The sequence below is a fragment of the Pseudoxanthomonas mexicana genome, from assembly GCF_014397415.1.
GTDB lineage: Bacteria > Pseudomonadota > Gammaproteobacteria > Xanthomonadales > Xanthomonadaceae > Pseudoxanthomonas_A > Pseudoxanthomonas_A mexicana.
Window position 1 is genome coordinate 569,375 of sequence record NZ_CP060731.1, and the last position, 17,072, is coordinate 586,446.

Below are 17,072 nucleotides of genomic sequence, written 5' to 3' on the forward strand. Positions count from 1 at the left end.
CCGCGTATTGTGGCAGAGCGGACCGACCCCACGACCTGAAGACCTCCCTCGTCGCGACAGCGGCCGGCGTCAGCACCGATTCATCCGTGCCCGCCTACTTTCAATCGCTTGCAGCGTGTTGCTGCCATATCGCTTACGGAGCCCGCCATGAACCGCACCTCCCGCCGCCTGCTGACGCCCACCGCGCTCGCGCTGACCGCCGCCCTGTTCGCCGGCCAGGCCATCGCGGGGCCGAAGGAGGACGAGCGCGCCACCAACGCGGTACGCGTGCTCAACGAGATCCAGCGCATCCCCGAGAACGGCATCCCCGACAAGCTGCTGGACGAGGGCAAGGCGATCATTGTCATCCCCGACACCCTGAAGGCCGGGCTGGTGATCGGCGGTCGTCGCGGCCATGGTCTGATGTCGGTGAGGAACCCCGACGGCAGCTGGTCGCAGCCGGTCTTCGTCAAGCTCACCGGTGGCAGCATCGGCTTCCAGGCCGGCGTGCAGTCCTCGGACGTGGTGCTGGTGTTCCGCAACGACCGGTCGCTGGATTCCATCGTCAACGGCAAGGTCACCCTGGGTGCCGACGCCGGCGTGGCCGCGGGCCCGGTGGGGCGCAACGCCAGCGCCGCCACCGACGGCCAGCTGAAGGCCGAGATCTGGTCGTGGTCGCGCGCGCGCGGCCTGTTCGCCGGCGTGGCGCTGGACGGGGCCGTGCTGCAGATCGATGACGAGGCCAATACGGCCGTCTACGGCAGCGCGGCCACCCCGCGCGCCATCTTCGAGAGCCGCGCCGGCCAACCGTCCGATGCCGTGGTCGGCTTCCGCGACCAGCTGGAGGAAGTCACCGAGCTGGCTCGCGGCAATCGCGGTACCGGCGGCGTCGCACCGTCCGCCGCCACGCAGGCACCGGCACCCGCGGTGGCGCCGGTGGTGGTGGAGGCGCCGGCGCAGACGCAGGGCTTCGAGCCGGTGCAGGACGGCGAAGTGCGCACCGAGCCGCTGGACGGCACGCCATAACGGAAGTCATGGGGCGCGGGCGTCATCCTCGCCCCCCGCCTGCGCTATCCTGAGCGCCCCAACTTTTCCTGCGAGCACACCATGGGCGGTTTGAGCATCTGGCATTGGATCATCGTGCTGGTGGTCGTGCTGCTGGTCTTCGGCACCAAGCGCCTGCGCAGCGCCGGCAAGGACCTCGGCGAGGCCGTGAAGGGCTTCAAGGAAGGCATGCGCGACGACAAGCCGGCCGGCCAGCTGGACGACCAGTCCCGCAGCGACGAAACCAGCGCCTCCAAAGAGCGCGACCGCGACGCCCGCTGATCCGGCGGGGCTCCCGCCGCGACCATGTTCGATATCGGTTTCAGTGAACTGCTGGTCATCGCGGTCGTCGCGTTGATCGTGCTCGGCCCCGAACGCCTGCCGAAGGCGGCGCGGTTCGCCGGGCTGTGGGTACGCCGCGCGCGCGCGCAGTGGTACTCGGTCAAGGACGAACTGGAACGCGAGCTCGCTTCCGAAGAGCTCAAGCGCAACCTCAAGGACGCCCAGGACGCCCTGCGCGACACCGAGCAGCGCATCCGCGACAGCGCGCGCGAGACCGAACGCCAGTTCGAGGACGTGCGCCAGTCGGTGCGCGACGATGCCAAGGCCCTGCGCGAGGACGTCGAGTCCGCGATCACGCCGCCCGCACTCGCCAGGCCGCCGGTCGCCTCGCCCGACCCGGCGCCTGCGATCGCAGAGGAAGGCCATCTGGCGTCGATGACCGACACGCATGACGCTGCGGCAGCGGATGACACACACGCGTCCGATGTCGGCACGACCGCGGACCTGTTCCCGCCGAAGGAGCCGCGATGAACCGCGAGGCGCCGGGGCAGGATGCCGAAAGCAGCCTGATGGAGCACCTGCTGGAGCTGCGCACGCGGCTGGTCCGCGGACTGGCGGGCACCGGGCTGATCCTGCTGGCGCTGTTGCCGTTCGTGCGCCAGTTGTACGACCACCTCGCCCGGCCGCTGATTTCCCAGCTGCCCGCCGGCCAGGCCACCCAGATGATCGCCAGCGACCCGACCTCGGGCTTCTTCGCGCCGATCAAGCTGGCGTTCTTCCTCGCCCTCTTCCTGTCGTCGCCCTGGCTGCTGTTCCAGGCCTGGAGCTTCGTCGCGCCCGGCCTGTACAGGCACGAGAAGCGGCTGGCCATGCCGTTGCTGGTCTCGGCGATCGTGCTGTTCTACGCCGGCTGCGCGTTCGCGTACTTCCTGGTGCTGCCCAGCGTCTTCCACGCGCTGACCGTGTTCACGCCGGACATCGTGACGCTGGCGCCGGACCCGGCCAAGTACCTGGATTTCGTGATGGTGATCTTCCTGGCCTTCGGTGTCAGCTTCGAGCTGCCGGTGGCACTGGTGATCATGGTGCTGCTGGGCTGGGTGACCCCGCAGCAGCTGCGCGAAGGCCGCGGCTACGCCATCGTCGGCGTGTTCGTGGTGGCCGCGCTGATCACCCCGCCGGACGTGGTCTCGCAGCTGATGCTCGCCATCCCGATGTGCCTGCTGTACGAGCTGGGCATCGTGGCGGCAGGATGGTTGAAGCCGCGCCCGCGCCCCGACAGCGCCTGAGCGCACTGCCGCAGCGGGAACTACCGCTTGATTCCCTGCCGGTTCCGCAGGCGTACCGTGGCCCGCCCTGTCGCGCGATACAGACGGCTCAGACTTCGATCCGGGTCGGCGCCGCCGATGCGCCCGCCGCCGGGCTTCCACCCAGCATCTGCCGCCACGCCGCGTAAGCCGCGCCGGCCAGTACCGGCATGACGACCGCCATCAGCACGAACTGCCACAGCCCCATCGCAAGGGCGGGCCCCAGCACCAGCGCCAGCAGCGACGCCACCAGCAGCGATCCCATGCCGACGGCGAAGATCGCGATGCCCGCCAGCAGGTAGAACACCAGCATCGCGGTCCAGTTGTGGGCGCACGCGCGCAGGCTGTTGCGCATGGCATGGACCACGTGCGTGTTCGAGAACAGGATCTGCGGCGAGGCGATGAAGGTCATCCACTTCACCGCCACGAAGACCACCGCCACCAGCAACAGCCACAGCAGCAGGCGTCCGGCCGGCAGACCTTCCACCAGCGAAGGGTCCGGCTGTCCGCCGGCCGCCGCGACGGCCTGCATCTGCTGGTAGACATCCGCCAGGCGCTGCAGCTGTTCGGTGCCCACCATGACGAACAGCAGCGCCCCCATCACCAGGGCCGCCAGCAACTGCGGCAACAGCGTGGCCAGCAGCGCAGGCGCATGGCCGTCGCGCACGGGTTGCAGCAGGTTGGACGGCGTCGCAGGGCGACCCTCATCGACCTCGCGGACCGCCCACAGCATGCCGGCGAAGAACAACGGCCCCGCCAGCACCAACAGGAACTGCATGGCCAACGTCATGGCAGGCAGCGTCACCGCCACCAGCATCACGCCCATGGAGAGCAATCCCCACAGCACGGACAGCGTGGCCAGCGGCACCGGCGCACGCTTCAGCAGGGCGAAGCCCGCCAGCAGCCATTCCGCGCCGGCACTGGCCGGCACCTTGTTGATCGTCGACATCGGGATTCTCTGGGGAGGGTGCAGCGGTGGATCAGCGCGCGTGCAGTCCGCGCGCGTGGCGGACGAACCGCCGCAATAGTTTGCGGGCTTGCGGCGCCGCCGTCACGTTGCGGGCGATGGTGCCGGGGCAGTGCCCCTCGCTGCGCAGGTGCTCGGCGCGGGCATGCACGTAGCCGCGCATGTGGTGGGTGGCGAATTCGGGGTGGAACTGCACGCCCCAGGCGCGGTCGCGCCAGCGGAAGGCATGGCAGTCGTCCTGCGCCGAGCGGGCCAGCACCGTGGCGCCCTCCGGCGGCCGGGCCACCGTCTGCACGTGGGTGGCGTGGGCGGTGAACTTCAGCGGCAGCGCCGAGAACAGGGGGTCATCCTGGGCGTGCGGGTGCAGGTCGATGTGGACGGTGCCCGATTCGCGCCCGGCCGGGTTGTACGCCACCTCGCCCCCCAGCGCATGCGCCAGCAACTGGTGGCCGTAGCAGATGCCCAGCAGCGGCAGGCCTTCGTGGGCCGCCTCGCGCAGCCATTCGGCGCTGCGCTCGCTCCAGTCCGCACGGTCGGTGACCATCGCGGCCGAGCCGCTGACGATGACGCCGGCGAACCCCTCGCGTCCCGGCAGCGCATCGCCGCGCTCCACGTTCGCCACCACCGTCTCGCCGGCCTCCAGGCCGGCGGCCACGCGGATCCAGTGGGGGAAGCCGCCATAGCGCCGCATCGAGCGCACCGGCTGGCCGGTTTCGACGATGAGGAACGGGGCTTTCACGCGGGCATCCACGGCGGCAAACATCGGCGGAATAAGGGCTTGCCCGTATACTAGCCCGCTTTTCCGCAGTGCACGATAACGCCATGGCCGGACACACAATTTCACCGGTAACCTTCCAGGGTCTGATCCAGACGCTGAACCAGTACTGGGCCGATCAGGGCTGCGTCCTGATCCAGCCGCTGGACCTGGAAGTGGGTGCCGGCACGTTCCATCCGGCCACCTTCCTGCGCGCGCTGGGTCCGGAGCCATGGAATGCCGCCTACGTGCAACCCAGCCGCCGCCCTACCGACGGCCGCTACGGCGAAAACCCCAACCGCCTGCAGCGCTACTACCAGTACCAGGTGGTGATGAAGCCCAACCCCGACAACATCCAGGAATTGTACCTGGGGTCGCTGAAGGCGCTGGGCATCGACCCGCGCGTGCACGACCTGCGCTTCGTCGAGGACAACTGGGAGTCGCCGACGCTCGGCGCCTGGGGCCTGGGCTGGGAGGTCTGGTTGAACGGCATGGAAGTCACCCAGTTCACCTACTTCCAGCAGGCCGGTGGCCTGGAGTGCAAGCCGGTGCTGGGCGAGATCACCTACGGTCTGGAACGCCTCTGCATGTACCTGCAGAACGTCGACAACGTCTATGACCTGGTCTGGACCGTCGGCCCGCAGGGCGTGGTGAAGTACGGCGACGTCTACCACCAGAACGAGGTGGAACAGAGCACGTACAACTTCGAGCACGCCGACGTGGAGGAACTGTTCCACCGCTTCGACGCCTGCGAGAAGGAAGCATTGAAGCTGGTCGACGTCGGCCTGCCGCTGCCCGCCTACGAGCAGGTCTGCAAGGCCAGCCACAGCTTCAACCTGCTGGATGCGCGCCGCGCGATCTCCGTGACCGAACGCCAGCGCTACATCCTGCGCGTGCGCAAGCTGGCGCAGGCAGTGGCCGAGGCGTATTTCGCGCAGCGGGAGAAGCTGGGCTTTCCGGGATTGAAGAAAGAAACCGCATAGAGTCCCTCTCCCCTCGGCGACCGCAGGAAGTCCCTGTGGGAGAGAGGGGTTGGGGAGAGGGGCAATGGAGTCCCGATGGTTTGACCGTCATGACTCCGCTCGCCCCTCATCCGCCCTTCGGGCACCTTCTCCCGAGGGGAGAAGGGAAACGCACCACAAGGCTTGACGACATGAGCGAACAAAAATCCCTGCTGGTCGAACTCGGCACCGAAGAGCTGCCGGTCAAAGCGTTGCCCGGCCTGGCGCAGGCCTTCTTCGATGGCGTGATCACCGCATTGGAGAAGCGCGGCATCGGCTTCGAGCGTGGCGATGCCAAACCGCTGTACACGCCGCGCCGCCTGGCGGTGCTGCTGCCGGCCGTGGATGTGGAACAGCCCGAGCAGAAGTCCGAAGTACTGGGCCCGTATCTCAACATCGCGCTGGACGCGAACGGTGCGCCGACCAAGGCACTGGAAGGCTTCGCTGCGAAAGCGGGGATCGACTGGACGGCGCTGGAGCGCACCACCGACGGCAAGGGCGAGCGCTTCGTCCACCGTGCGGTGAAGCCGGGCGCGAAGACCGCCGACCTGCTGGCCGACATCGTGCGCGAGGCGCTGGCCGGCATGCCCATTCCCAAGCCGATGCGCTGGGGCGCGCACGAGTACGCGTTCGCGCGCCCCGTGCACTGGCTGGTGCTGCTGCTGGGCAAGGACGTGGTGCCGGCCCAGGTGCTGGGCGTGACGTCCGACCGCATGAGCCGCGGCCATCGCTTCGAACACGACAAGCCGGTGTGGATCAACGACCCGGGCGATTACGTGATGGCCCTGCAGGGCGCGAAGGTGCTGGTCGATCCCGACGCCCGCCGCGCGCGCATCGTCGCCGAAGTCGAGAAGGCGGCAGCCCAGGCCGGCGGCAGCGCACGCATCACCGACGACAACCTGGAGCAGGTGGTCTGCCTGACCGAGTGGCCGGCGGCGGTGCTGTGCAGTTTCGAGTCCGCCTTCCTGGCCGTGCCGCAGGAAGCGCTGATCGAGACGATGGAGATCAACCAGAAGTTCTTCCCGGTGCTGAGCGATGGCGGCAAGCTGACCGAGCATTTCATCGGCATCGCCAACATCGAATCGCAGAACGTCGATGAAGTGCGCAAGGGCTACGAGCGCGTGATCCGTCCGCGTTTCTCCGACGCCAAGTTCTTCTTCGACGAGGACCTGAAGCAGGGCCTGGTGTCCATGGGCGACGGCCTGAAGACCGTCACCTACCAGGCCAAGCTGGGCAGCGTCGCCGACAAGGTGGCCCGCGTGGCGACGCTGGCGGAAAACATCGCCACACAGGTGGGTGCCGATCCCGCACAGGCACGCCGGGCCGCCGAGCTGGCGAAGAACGACCTGCAGTCGCGCATGGTCAACGAATTCCCCGAACTGCAGGGCATCGCCGGCCGCCACTACGCCCTCGCCGCGGGCGAGCCGAAGGAGATCGCACTGGCCATCGACGAGGCCTACCAGCCCCGTTTCGCCGGCGACGACATCGCGCTGTCGCCGCTGGGCAAGGTGCTCGCCATCGCCGAGCGACTGGATACGCTCGCGGGCGGTTTCGCCGCGGGCCTGAAGCCGACGGGCAACAAGGACCCGTTCGCGCTGCGTCGTAATGCGCTGGGATTGGCGAGGACGGTGATCGAGAGCGGGTTCAATCTGAACTTGAAGGAGTTGCTGTCGCTTGCTCGCACGGAGTCGACGGCCGCGATCGTCGCATCTGAATTGCGGACAAAAGCCGCAGCGGCGGCCGATGCCAAGAGCAAGGGCGTGGCAGCCGATCAGGCTGTGACGGCATCAGGCCACACCACCGCTAAGGACATCGAAGAGCTCTACGACTTCATCCTCGACCGCCTGCGCGGCTACTACGCCGACAAGGGCGTGCCCGCCGCGCACTTCAACGCGGTCGCCGAACTGAAGCCGGCCTCACTGTACGATTTCGACACGCGCCTGGATGCCATCGGCACGTTCGCCACGCTGCAGGAGGCCGAGGCGCTGGCCGCGGCGAACAAGCGCATCGGCAACATCCTGAAGAAGGCCGACATCGCCATTCCGCATGCCGTGGACCGCGCGCTGCTCACCGACCCGGCCGAAAGCGCGCTGGCCGAAGCGGTGGAAGCCGTGCTCGGCGAGACCGACGAAGCCCTGCACCACCACGACTACGTCACCGTGCTGAACCACCTCGCCCGCCTGCGACCGCAGGTGGACGCGTTCTTCGACAGCGTGATGGTCAACGCCGACGATCCGGCCGTGCGCGCCAACCGCCTGGCCCTGCTCAAGCGCCTGGCCGACCGCTTCCGCGCGGTGGCGGCCATCGAGCATCTGTCCACCTGAGTCCAGCGCCGCACGTCACGCCATCGTCCCGGCGCAGGCCGGGACCCATTGGCTCTCGAAGGGTCGATTCGGATGCGACGGAGGGAAGTCGCGGGGTCCCGGCTTTCGCCGGGATGACGAGCATCGGCACGCAGGGCGACGTGCCATTTCACATTTGGCATGTACCCGCGTTTCGCGTGAACGATGTTGCACAGGATCGCGGCTGACCTTCACCGCGTTTAACCCGCACCCGGTATCCTGCCCGCATGCGTCGACTCCCCCGCCTCGCCACCTTCATCGTCCTGCTTGCCACCACGGCGCCTGCCTGGGCGGCGGCCATCGTCGACAAGGTGAGCATCGAGGGCCTGGACGACGAACTGATGGTCGAGAACGTCAACGCCGCGCTCTCCCTCAACGACTCGCTGGGCAAGCGGCTGGGCGAGTCGCGCCTGGAGTACCTGCTCGACGAAGCGGCCGCCGAGACGCGCGAGGCGCTGGAGCCGTTCGGTTACTACTCGCCCACCATCACCGTCGAGGCGCCGCGCACCGAAGCCGCCGACGACGAACGCCTGACGGTCACCGTGCGGGTGCAGCTGGGCGAACCGGTGCGCGTGCGCCGGCGCGACCTGTCCATCGAAGGCGAAGGCGGCGACGACCGCTACCTGAAGGAGGACCTGGAGGCCTTCGCGCCCAAGGTCGGCGACGTGTTCGACCACACCACCTACGAAGCCAGCAAGCTGACCATCGTGCGCCGCCTGGCCGACCGCGGCTACTTCGACGCCGACTTCACCCACCGCCGCGTGGAAGTCACCCGCGCGGACCACGCCGCCGACATCGCCCTGGGCTGGGTCAGCGGCATCCGCTACGACATGGGCCCCACCACCTTCCTCCAGGACAAGTTCGATCAGGGCCTGCTGGACAAGCTGGTGTACTGGGAGGAAGGCAGCTACTTCCACCAGGGCAAGCTGGACCGCCTGCGCGAATCGCTGGTGGGGCTGGACTACTTCTCCAGCATCGACATCCAGGCCAACCCCGACAAGGCCGAGGACGGCCGCGTGCCGATCGACGTCAAGCTGGAGCTGGCCAAGCGCGACATCTACACCGCCGGCGTCAGCTACGGCACCGAAAGCGGCCCCGGTATCCGCCTGGGCCTGGACCGGCGCTACGTCAATTCGCGCGGGCACAAGCTGTCCACGCACCTGGACTACGCGCAGAAGCGCAAGACGCTGCTCACCCAGTACCGCATCCCCGCCTTCAAGTGGCTGGACGGCTGGTACACCGTCGGCCTGCAGGCCAGCGACGAACAGACCGACTACATCGACCTGCGCCATGTCGAGTTCACGGGCAGCCGCAGCGGGCAGGTCAGCGAGGACTGGACGGCCGTCGCCTCGATCCACGCGCTGCGCGAGCGCTGGCGCTATGTCGAGAACGATCCGCTTACCGGCCTGCCCGACACCGCCGTGCAGTACGCCACGTTCACCTATCCCTCGCTGCGCGCGGACTACACCAACTCGCCGGTCGGCTCGAACCGCCCCGACCAGCTGGCCGGCTCCATCCTGCTGCGCGGCGGCGTGGAAGGCGCAGGCTCGGACGCCAACTTCCTGCAGTTCCACATGCGCGCGCGCTGGTCGCAGCAGTACAAGACCAACAGCGCGCTGATCGTGCGCGGCGAGTACGGCCACACCTTCACCAGCTCGCTGGTGGCCATGCCTCCGTCGCTGCGCTTCTTCGCCGGTGGCGACCGCAGCATCCGCGGCTATGCGTGGCGCGAAGTCGGGCCGCGCCGCGGCAACTACGCGCTGGGCGCGAAGAACGTGCTCACGGGCAGCGTCGAGTACGAGTTCTATCCCAAGGGCGGTCCCTACGGCGGTGCGGTGTTCGTGGACACCGGCAGCGCCTTCGACGGCACCCGCCCGCAGCTCAGCACCGGCATCGGCGTCGGCCTGCGCTGGCGTTCGCCGGTGGGGCCGGTGCGGCTGGACATCGCCCATGGACTGGATGATCCGGATTCCAGCTTCCAGCTCTATCTCAACATCGGGACCGACCTGTGAAGCGACGCGTGCCCGACAACCTGACGCCCGAGGAGCGCGAAGCCCGCATCGCCGAGCTGCGCGCGCGCCGCCGTGCGCGCATGCGCACGCTGGCGATCCGCAGCGCGATCGGCACCGGCGTGCTGGTGGTGTTGCTGAGCATCGGCCTGTACTGGCTGCTGCAGACCGTCGCCGGCCGCGACGTGCTGCTGGCGCAGATCCAGGCGCGACTGCCCGCGGACGCCTCGCTGACGTACCGGTCGGTCGAGGGCCCTATCGCCGGTCCGCTGACCCTGCGTGGCGTGGATTTCCGCTGGGACACGATCCGCTTCACCGCCGACGAGGTCTACCTGGAACCGGACCTGCGACCGCTGCTGGGCAAGCGCCTGCGCCTGGACGTGCTGAAGCTGCGCGGCGCGATGCTCGACGTGCCAAAGAGCGATGAGCCGTTCGAGCTACCGCACTGGCCCGACCTGCTGCCGCAGATCGAAATGCCGCTGGCGATCCAGGCCGACCGGCTGGAGATCGACCGCTTTCTGGTGCGCCAGAACGGCCAGCCGGTCATCGACATTTCGCGCGCGACCGGCGCCATCGACATCGGCAACGGCTACGTGCATGCGGAGAAGCTGGCCATCGCCAGCGACCGCGGTGCGTTCGGCGTGCAGGGCGACTACGCGCCGCGCGACAACTACGACACGGACCTGACGGCGACCGGCGTGTTCCCGGCCGCGATGGGCCGCACCCCGGCCCGCCTGGGCCTGGTGGCCCGCGGCAATCGCGCACGGATGAACGTCGGCCTGGCCGGCGCCGCACCGGCGCCGCTGCGCGCGACGCTGACGTTGCGCGGCGAGACGAAGCCCACATGGAACTTCGCCGCGAAAACCGAAGCGCTGGACCTGTCTTTGCTGGGCGTGATGGAGGACAGCACGCCGGTCGCGTTCGACCTGGTGGCCAAGGGCGCCGGCGGTGCGGCGGACCTGCAGGGCTCGGTGCAGCAGGGCGATATCGCGGTGGTGATCGAGCCCTCGCATGCGCGCATCGATGGCGAACTCCTGACCGTGGAGCCGCTGGCCATCCGTGCGTTCGACGGCTACGCCTCGCTGCGCGGGCGCGCGGATTTCACCGTGCCGGAGAATCCCGAGTTCCGGTTCGCGGTGAATGCCCGTGGCCTGCGCTGGGGCACGGAAGCGGACAGCATGATCGGCGCCGAGGGCGACTTCGGCCTGGCCGGCAAGCGGGAAGCCTGGGCCGCCATCGGCAAGGCCACGCTGACGCGCGGCGAGGACAGCGCGCTGCTGGAGTTCGACGGCCGCGGCAACGCCGAGCGCGTGCGACTGCAGACGCTGCGCGCCACCATGCCGACCGGCACGCTGGATGCGACCGGTACCGTCGGCTGGTCGCCGGTGCTGGACTGGGACGTGAAGGCGACGCTGGCCGGTTTCGATCCCGGCTATTTCGCCGCGGGATGGAACGGCAGCCTCTCCGGCAACCTCACTTCCAAGGGGCGCCAGCGTGAGGACGGCCTGTTCCAGGGCACGCTGGACGTGCCGAAGCTCGCCGGCCGCCTGCGCGACCGACCGCTGGACGCGCGCGGCACGTTCGCGCTGGACGGCCACAACGGCCAGGGCGATCTCGCGCTCTCGCTGGGCGGCAGTCGGGTCACCGCCAAGGGCAAGGTCGGCGACACGCTGGACGTGGACGCGGATTTCCGTCCGTTGAATCTGGCCGACCTGGCACCGGGGGCCAGCGGCACGCTGGCGGGCTCGATCGCGCTGACCGGCGCGCGCACCGCGCCGGACATCGAAGCCGACCTGGGGGGCGAAAACCTGCGCTGGAACGACTGGAGCGCCAGCGCGCTCAGCCTGCGCGGCCGCCTGCCCTGGCGTAGCGGCAATGGCGAACTCGCCCTGCAGGGCCGCGCCGTCGATGTCGGGACGGTACTGGACAGCGTGCAACTCGATGCTCGGGGTGCGTTGGAAGACCTGCGCTTCGACGGCGATGCGCGCAACGCCATGGGCGCGGTCGCGCTGTCGGGCGCTGCGCGGAAGCGCGGTGCCGACTGGCAGGGCACGCTCGACGCGCTGCGCATCGCCCCATCGAAGGGGAACCCGTGGACATTGCGGCAGCCGGCGCGCTTCGCGCAGAACGGTGCCAACTGGACGCTGTCGGAAAGCTGCCTGGGCTCGGACATCGGCGGCGCGCTGTGCGCCACGGCCAACTGGCCGCGACAGGGTCTGGAAGTCCGCGGCGAAGCCCTGTCGCTGGCGCTGGTCCAGCCCTGGCTGCCGCCCAGCAACGGCCGCCCGCTGACGCTGCGCGGCGAGTTCACCCTCGATGCGACGCTGCGCCCCACCGGCAATGCATGGCAGGGCGAGGTGCACCTGGCTTCGCTGGATGGCGGCCTGAAGATGGGCACCACGGCGCGTGGCGAGATCATCCGCTACGACAACTTCACCCTCGATGTCGACTTCACCCCGCAGCGCATCCAGGGCCGCTTGGGCACAGGTTTCAAGGGCGACGGCTATGTCGATGCCACCTTCAACACCGGGTGGGATGCGTTCGCGCCGTTGAAGGGCGACCTGTACTTCCACAACTCGCGCCTGTTCTGGATGGAACTGTTCTCGCCCGACCTGGTACGCCCGCGCGGCAAGCTGGCCGGCCATATCGGCGTGGCCGGCACGCGCGGGCATCCACTGCTCAGCGGCGAGGCGACGCTGACCGAATTCACCGGCGAACTGCCGGCGCTGGGCGTGTCGCTGGTGGACGGTGGCGCCGAACTGGTCGCCCTGTCGGACGGCAGCGCGCGCATCGACGGCAGCATGAAGACCGTGTCGTCCACCGGCGGCACCGGCACCGGCGGCATCCTCAACGTGTCGGGCACGCTGGGCTGGAACAACGACACCACGCCGCTGCAGTTCCAGGTGCGCGGCGACAACGTGCTGGTCGCCGACACCACCGACCTGCGCGCGGTGGCGTCGCCGAACATCCAGGTGGGCTTCGCCGACAACACCATCCAGGTCCGCGGCGAGGTGGGCATTCCCTCGGCCACCATCGACGTGGAGAAGCTGGACGAAGGCGTGTCCGCCTCGGAGGACGTGGTGGTGCTGGACCCGGCCGATCCCGAGCGTGCGCCCAGTTCGCGGCTGGACCTGGACCTGTCGCTGAAGGTCGGCGATGAGGTCAAGCTGAAAGGCTACGGCCTGGAGGGCACGCTGGCCGGCACGCTGCACGTGCGTTCGCAGCCAGGCCGCGAGATGCTGGCCACGGGCCGGCTGGACGTGGATGGCCGTTACGAGGCCTACGGGCAGAAGCTGCGCATCACCCGCGGCGAGCTGACATGGAGCAACAACGCCGTCTCCGATCCGCGCATCAACATCCGCGCCGAGCGCGAGGTGGTCAGCGCCAGCGTCACCGCCGGCATCGACGTGACCGGCCGCGCCAGCCAGCCGCGCGCACGCGTGTGGTCCAACCCGGCCATGTCCGAATCCGAAGCGCTCGCCTACCTGGTGCTGGGCCGCTCGCTCAATACCGCCAGCAGCGACGAAAGCCAGCGCATCAACGCCGCCTCGTCGGCACTGGGCGCGGGCGCCGGCCTGCTGGCATCGCAGCTGGGCGCGAAGATCGGCCTGGACGATGCCGGCGTGCTGGAGTCGCGCACGCTGGGCGGCTCGGTGTTCGGTGTGGGCAAGTACCTCTCGCCCAAGCTGTACGTCAGTTACGGCGTGTCGATGATCGGCTCCGGCTCGGCGGTGACGCTGAAGTACCTGCTGCGCAAGGGCTTCGACGTGGAAATCGAATCCAGCACCATCGAGACGCGCGGCTCGATCAACTGGCGCAAGGAGAAGTAGGCGTGCCGCCGTCGCTGACGGCGTGGCGCCTGCATGCGCAGGGCATCAGCGCGCCCGTGGCGGCATCTCCCGGCGATGCGGTGCGCCATCTGGGCGCCATGCAGGCGCAGGACTACCACGCGGCGCTGTGGGCCGTCGGCCTGCGCACCCAGGGCGCCACGCTGGCGCAGGTGGAGGGGGCTATCGAACGCGGCGAGATCGTGCGCACCTGGCCGATGCGCGGCACCCTGCACGTACTGGCGCGCGAGGACGTGCGATGGATGGTGGCGCTGCTGGCGCCGCGCGTGCAGGCGGCGAATGCGGCCCGCATCGCCCGCGACCTGGGGCTGGATGCGGCCGCACTGACCCGGGGCCGGCACGTGGTCGAGAAGGCGCTCGCCGCTGGCACGCCGGTCACGCGGTCCGCGCTGTATGCCTGCATGGAGGCCGCGGGCTTCGCCAGCGCCCACCAGCGCGGCCTGCACATGTTGAACTGGCTGGCGCACGAAGGTGCGATCTGCCAGGGGCCGCGACATGGCAAACAGCCGACATTCGTGTTGATGGATGCCTGGGTTCCGCCGAGTGCGCCGCTGGGCCGCGACGAAGCCTTGCACCGGCTGGCGCTGCGCTATCTGCAGGGGCATGGACCGGCGACCGCCGCCGATCTTGCGTGGTGGTCGGGACTGACGCAGAAGGATGCGCTGCGGGCACTGGGGCTCGGCGGCCCCGCGCTGGAGAAGGAGACACGCGACGGTACGACGTGGTGGTGGCGCGCCGACGCTCCCATCCCCCCACGGTCGCGCGCCATCCACTTGCTGCCCGCGTTCGACGAATACCTGATCGGCTACCGCGACCGCACGCCGGTACTGGACGCCCCGCATACCCGGCGCGTGATCGGCATCAACGGACTCGTCGCCGCCACGGCGATCGTCCAGGGCCGCGTGGTGGCGACGTGGAAGCGCGCCGGCGACACCGACGTGGCGCTCGCTCCGCTCCGCGCATTGGCGGACGCCGAACACGAAGGCATCCAGCGTGCGGCACAACGCTGGCGACGCTTCCTTGGCGGCGCACGCTGACGACCCGACACGGGTCGTCGTTGCCGCACCGCGGCCGAACCCGATATCGTGACCGTCTCCTCCGCTGGATCCGTACCATGCGCCGCCGACTCACGACGACCGCCCTTGCCCTGGGCATCGCCCTCGCCCTGCCCGTCCACGCCGATGAAGGCATGTGGATGCCCTCGCAGCTGCCGCAGCTGGCCAAGCCGCTGCGCGACGCCGGCTTCAAGGGCGACCCGAAGACGCTGGCCGACGTCACCGCCGCGCCCTTGAGCGCCGTCGTGCGCGCCGGTGGCGGCACCGGCGCCTTCGTCTCGCCGGACGGGCTGGTGCTCACCAACCATCATGTGGCGTACGGCGTCATCCAGTACAACAGCAAGGCCGAGCGCAACCTGATCGACGACGGCTTCATTGCCGGCGATCCTGCCGCCGAGCTGCCCGCCAATCCGGATTTCCGCGTGCTGGTCACGGTGGGCTACGACAAGGTGACAGACGCCGTGCTGAAGGACGCGGCCGGCAAGACCGGGCGGGCCTACTTCGACGCTGTCGACCGCGCCAGCAAGGCGATCGTCGCCGACTGCGAGCAGGAAGCCGGCGTCCGCTGCAGCGTGGCGAACATGTACTACGGCACCGACTTCTACCGCATCAAACAGCTGGAACTGCGCGACATCCGCCTGGTCTACGCACCGCCCCGCGCGATCGGCAATTATGGCGACGAGATCGACAATTTCATGTGGCCGCGCCACACCGGCGATTTCACCCTGCTGCGCGCCTACGTGGGCAAGGACGGCAAGCCGGCCGCCTACAGCCCGGACAACGTGCCCTATCGCGCGCCCGCGCACCTGTCGCTGGCGAAGGACGGACCGAAGGCCGGCGACTACGCGATGCTGGCCGGTTACCCGGGCACGACATACCGGCACCGCACCGCCGCCGAATTCGACGAGCAGGTCAACTGGACGCTGCCGGCGCGCGTGGCGGCATTCGACCAGCTGATCGACGTGATCGAAGCGGCCGGCAGGCAGGATGCCGACGCGAAGACGCGCTATGCCGCGCAGCTGCAGTCGCTGAAGAACAACCGCAAGCGTGCCGCGGGCGAACTGGAAGGCCTGCGTCGCAGCGATGCCGTGCGCGTCCGCGCCGAGGACGAACGCGGCATGCTGGCGACCGACGTGGCGGCGAAGGAGCGGGCGGACATCGACGCGCTTGCCGCTTCGATCGCCGGCGGCTCGGCCATGCGCGAGCGCGAACTGCTGCTGTCCCTATTCGGTTCGCAGTCCCAGCTGATGCGCGCCGCGATCACCCTGGAACGGCTGCGCGTGGAATCGGCCAAACCGGACGCCGAGCGCGAGAGCGGCTACCAGGCGCGCGACCACGCCCTGATCGAAGGCGTCCTGAAGCAGGTGCAGCGCCGCTATGCGCCGGAGGTGGAGAAAGCCCTGCTCACGGCCTTGCTGACGCGCTATCAGCAGTTGCCGGACGCGCAGCGCCTGCCCGGCTTCGATGCCGCCTTCGGCCGCACGCCCGCCGCGCTGAAACAGGCACTGGATGCGCTGTATGCGAACACGAAACTGGGCGACGAGGCCGAACGCCTGTCGCGCTTCGCCGCAGCCCGCGAAGGCAGACCGATGGCGGCCGATCCCCTGATCGACCTGGCGGCGTCGCTGGTACCGGTGCAGCTGGCCCTGGAGCAGGAGCGCAAGACCCGCGCAGGCGAGCAGCTTCGTCTTCGCCCGGCGTACATGCGTGCGCTGTTCGCCTGGCGCCGGCAGCAAGGGCGCGCGCTGTACCCGGATGCCAACGGTACCCTGCGCGTGAGCTTCGGCAGGGTGGACGGATTCTCGCCACGCGACGGCGTGCAGTACACGCCGGTGACCACGGTCGCCGGGATCGTCGAAAAGAACACCGGCCAGGTGCCGTTCGACGCGCCGAAACCATTGCTGGAGGCGATCGCGAAAGGCGATTTCGCCGGTACCGAAGATCCGGCGCTGAAGACGCAGACGGTCAACTTCCTCACCAACCTGGACACGACCGGCGGCAATTCGGGTTCACCGGTACTCAACGCACGTGGCGAACTGATCGGCCTGAACTTCGACAGCAACTGGGAATCCGTCAGCGCCAGCTGGATGTTCGACCCGCGCTACAAGCGCGCGGTGCACGTGGACATGCGTTACCTGCGCTGGCTGATGGGCAAGGTCTATCCGGCGCCCCACCTGCTGAAGGAAATGGGCGCCCGGTGAGGCCCGACGACGACCCCCGACCGGTCGAACCCGAGCCGCCGCTGCCCAGCGACTGCTGCAACAGCGGCTGCCCGATCTGCGTGCACGACCTGTATGCGGAGCAGTTGCAGCACTATCGGGAGCAGTTGGCGGCATGGAAGCAGCGGCATCCCGAAGAACCCCTGTAGGCGCGACGTAAGTCGCGACCGCACGCTTTCCGACCTACGGAAAGTGATCCGCCCGCTGTCGATGGTTCGCTGCCGCAGCGAGTATGCGGTCGCGACTCACGTCGCTCCTACAAAGGCGG

13 protein-coding genes are annotated in these 17,072 nt (G+C 69.1%); 11 read left to right on the forward strand and 2 right to left on the reverse strand.

The features are described from left to right. The first annotated feature begins 147 nt into the window (after positions 1 to 147). The 4 genes from IAE60_RS02765 (at position 148) to tatC (ending at position 2,591) form a co-directional block, all read left to right on the forward strand. The gene (locus tag IAE60_RS02765) at positions 148 to 1,005 is read left to right on the forward strand and encodes a lipid-binding SYLF domain-containing protein (protein ID WP_187573773.1); all 858 of its coding nucleotides are present in this window, start codon (positions 148 to 150) and stop codon (positions 1,003 to 1,005) included. Positions 1,006 to 1,086: 81 nt separating this feature from the next. After that, positions 1,087 to 1,305: a Sec-independent protein translocase subunit TatA gene (gene tatA, locus IAE60_RS02770; protein WP_162109394.1), complete on the forward strand. Its 219-nt coding sequence runs from the start codon at positions 1,087 to 1,089 to the stop codon at positions 1,303 to 1,305. Positions 1,306 to 1,329: 24 nt separating this feature from the next. After that, a complete protein-coding gene (tatB, locus tag IAE60_RS02775; protein ID WP_187573774.1) occupies positions 1,330 to 1,836 on the forward strand; it encodes a Sec-independent protein translocase protein TatB in 507 nt (168 codons plus the stop codon). Continuing rightward, the gene (gene tatC / locus IAE60_RS02780; RefSeq protein ID WP_162109396.1) at positions 1,833 to 2,591 is read left to right on the forward strand and encodes a twin-arginine translocase subunit TatC; all 759 of its coding nucleotides are present in this window, start codon (positions 1,833 to 1,835) and stop codon (positions 2,589 to 2,591) included. The genes tatB and tatC overlap by 4 nt, the downstream gene beginning before the upstream one ends. Positions 2,592 to 2,679: 88 nt before the next feature. Here the strand turns inward: tatC and IAE60_RS02785 are convergent, their stop codons facing one another. Beyond that, on the reverse strand, positions 2,680 to 3,558 hold the full coding sequence (locus IAE60_RS02785; protein ID WP_187573775.1) for a BPSS1780 family membrane protein: 879 nt from the start codon (positions 3,556 to 3,558) through the stop codon (positions 2,680 to 2,682). 31 nt (positions 3,559 to 3,589) lie between these two features. Next, a complete protein-coding gene (locus IAE60_RS02790) occupies positions 3,590 to 4,267 on the reverse strand; it encodes a glutamine amidotransferase (RefSeq protein ID WP_244966696.1) in 678 nt (225 codons plus the stop codon). Between the two features lie 131 nt (positions 4,268 to 4,398). On the opposite strand from IAE60_RS02790, the gene glyQ reads away from it, so the two are divergent. The 7 genes from glyQ (at position 4,399) to IAE60_RS02825 (ending at position 16,953) form a co-directional block, all read left to right on the forward strand. After that, the gene (gene glyQ / locus IAE60_RS02795; RefSeq protein ID WP_187573776.1) at positions 4,399 to 5,313 is read left to right on the forward strand and encodes a glycine--tRNA ligase subunit alpha; all 915 of its coding nucleotides are present in this window, start codon (positions 4,399 to 4,401) and stop codon (positions 5,311 to 5,313) included. Positions 5,314 to 5,483: 170 nt separating this feature from the next. Continuing rightward, positions 5,484 to 7,655: a glycine--tRNA ligase subunit beta gene (gene glyS / locus IAE60_RS02800; RefSeq protein WP_187573777.1), complete on the forward strand. Its 2,172-nt coding sequence runs from the start codon at positions 5,484 to 5,486 to the stop codon at positions 7,653 to 7,655. 245 nt (positions 7,656 to 7,900) lie between these two features. Beyond that, positions 7,901 to 9,685 carry an autotransporter assembly complex protein TamA gene (locus IAE60_RS02805; protein ID WP_187573778.1) on the forward strand — a complete coding sequence of 595 codons (1,785 nt, stop codon included), beginning with the start codon at positions 7,901 to 7,903 and terminating at the stop codon, positions 9,683 to 9,685. A gap of 80 nt (positions 9,686 to 9,765) precedes the next feature. Then, positions 9,766 to 13,512, forward strand: a complete 3,747-nt coding sequence (locus tag IAE60_RS02810) for a translocation/assembly module TamB domain-containing protein (RefSeq protein WP_187574640.1) — start codon at positions 9,766 to 9,768, stop codon at positions 13,510 to 13,512. 2 nt (positions 13,513 to 13,514) lie between these two features. Continuing rightward, complete coding sequence (locus IAE60_RS02815; RefSeq protein ID WP_187573779.1) at positions 13,515 to 14,567, forward strand: winged helix DNA-binding domain-containing protein; 1,053 nt, start codon at positions 13,515 to 13,517, stop codon at positions 14,565 to 14,567. A 77-nt stretch (positions 14,568 to 14,644) separates the two neighbouring features. Continuing rightward, positions 14,645 to 16,786, forward strand: a complete 2,142-nt coding sequence (locus tag IAE60_RS02820) for a S46 family peptidase (protein WP_244966644.1) — start codon at positions 14,645 to 14,647, stop codon at positions 16,784 to 16,786. Continuing rightward, positions 16,783 to 16,953, forward strand: coding sequence for an oxidoreductase-like domain-containing protein (locus IAE60_RS02825; RefSeq protein ID WP_162109403.1), 171 nt, complete (start codon positions 16,783 to 16,785; stop codon positions 16,951 to 16,953). Before IAE60_RS02820 ends, IAE60_RS02825 begins: the two co-directional genes overlap by 4 nt. Positions 16,954 to 17,072 lie beyond the last annotated feature (119 nt).

Bases quoted from the DNA above. Each gene is read 5' to 3' on its own strand.
- IAE60_RS02765 (WP_187573773.1), top strand. From the start codon at position 148: ATGAACCGCACCTCCCGCCGCCTGCTGACGCCCACCGCGCTCGCGCTG.
- tatA (WP_162109394.1), top strand. From the start codon at position 1,087: ATGGGCGGTTTGAGCATCTGGCATTGGATCATCGTGCTGGTGGTCGTG.
- tatB (WP_187573774.1), top strand. From the start codon at position 1,330: ATGTTCGATATCGGTTTCAGTGAACTGCTGGTCATCGCGGTCGTCGCG.
- tatC (WP_162109396.1), top strand. From the start codon at position 1,833: ATGAACCGCGAGGCGCCGGGGCAGGATGCCGAAAGCAGCCTGATGGAG.
- IAE60_RS02785 (WP_187573775.1), bottom strand. From the start codon at position 3,558: ATGTCGACGATCAACAAGGTGCCGGCCAGTGCCGGCGCGGAATGGCTG.
- IAE60_RS02790 (WP_244966696.1), bottom strand. From the start codon at position 4,267: ATGCGGCGCTATGGCGGCTTCCCCCACTGGATCCGCGTGGCCGCCGGC.
- glyQ (WP_187573776.1), top strand. From the start codon at position 4,399: ATGGCCGGACACACAATTTCACCGGTAACCTTCCAGGGTCTGATCCAG.
- glyS (WP_187573777.1), top strand. From the start codon at position 5,484: ATGAGCGAACAAAAATCCCTGCTGGTCGAACTCGGCACCGAAGAGCTG.
- IAE60_RS02805 (WP_187573778.1), top strand. From the start codon at position 7,901: ATGCGTCGACTCCCCCGCCTCGCCACCTTCATCGTCCTGCTTGCCACC.
- IAE60_RS02810 (WP_187574640.1), top strand. From the start codon at position 9,766: ATGCGCACGCTGGCGATCCGCAGCGCGATCGGCACCGGCGTGCTGGTG.
- IAE60_RS02820 (WP_244966644.1), top strand. From the start codon at position 14,645: ATGCGCCGCCGACTCACGACGACCGCCCTTGCCCTGGGCATCGCCCTC.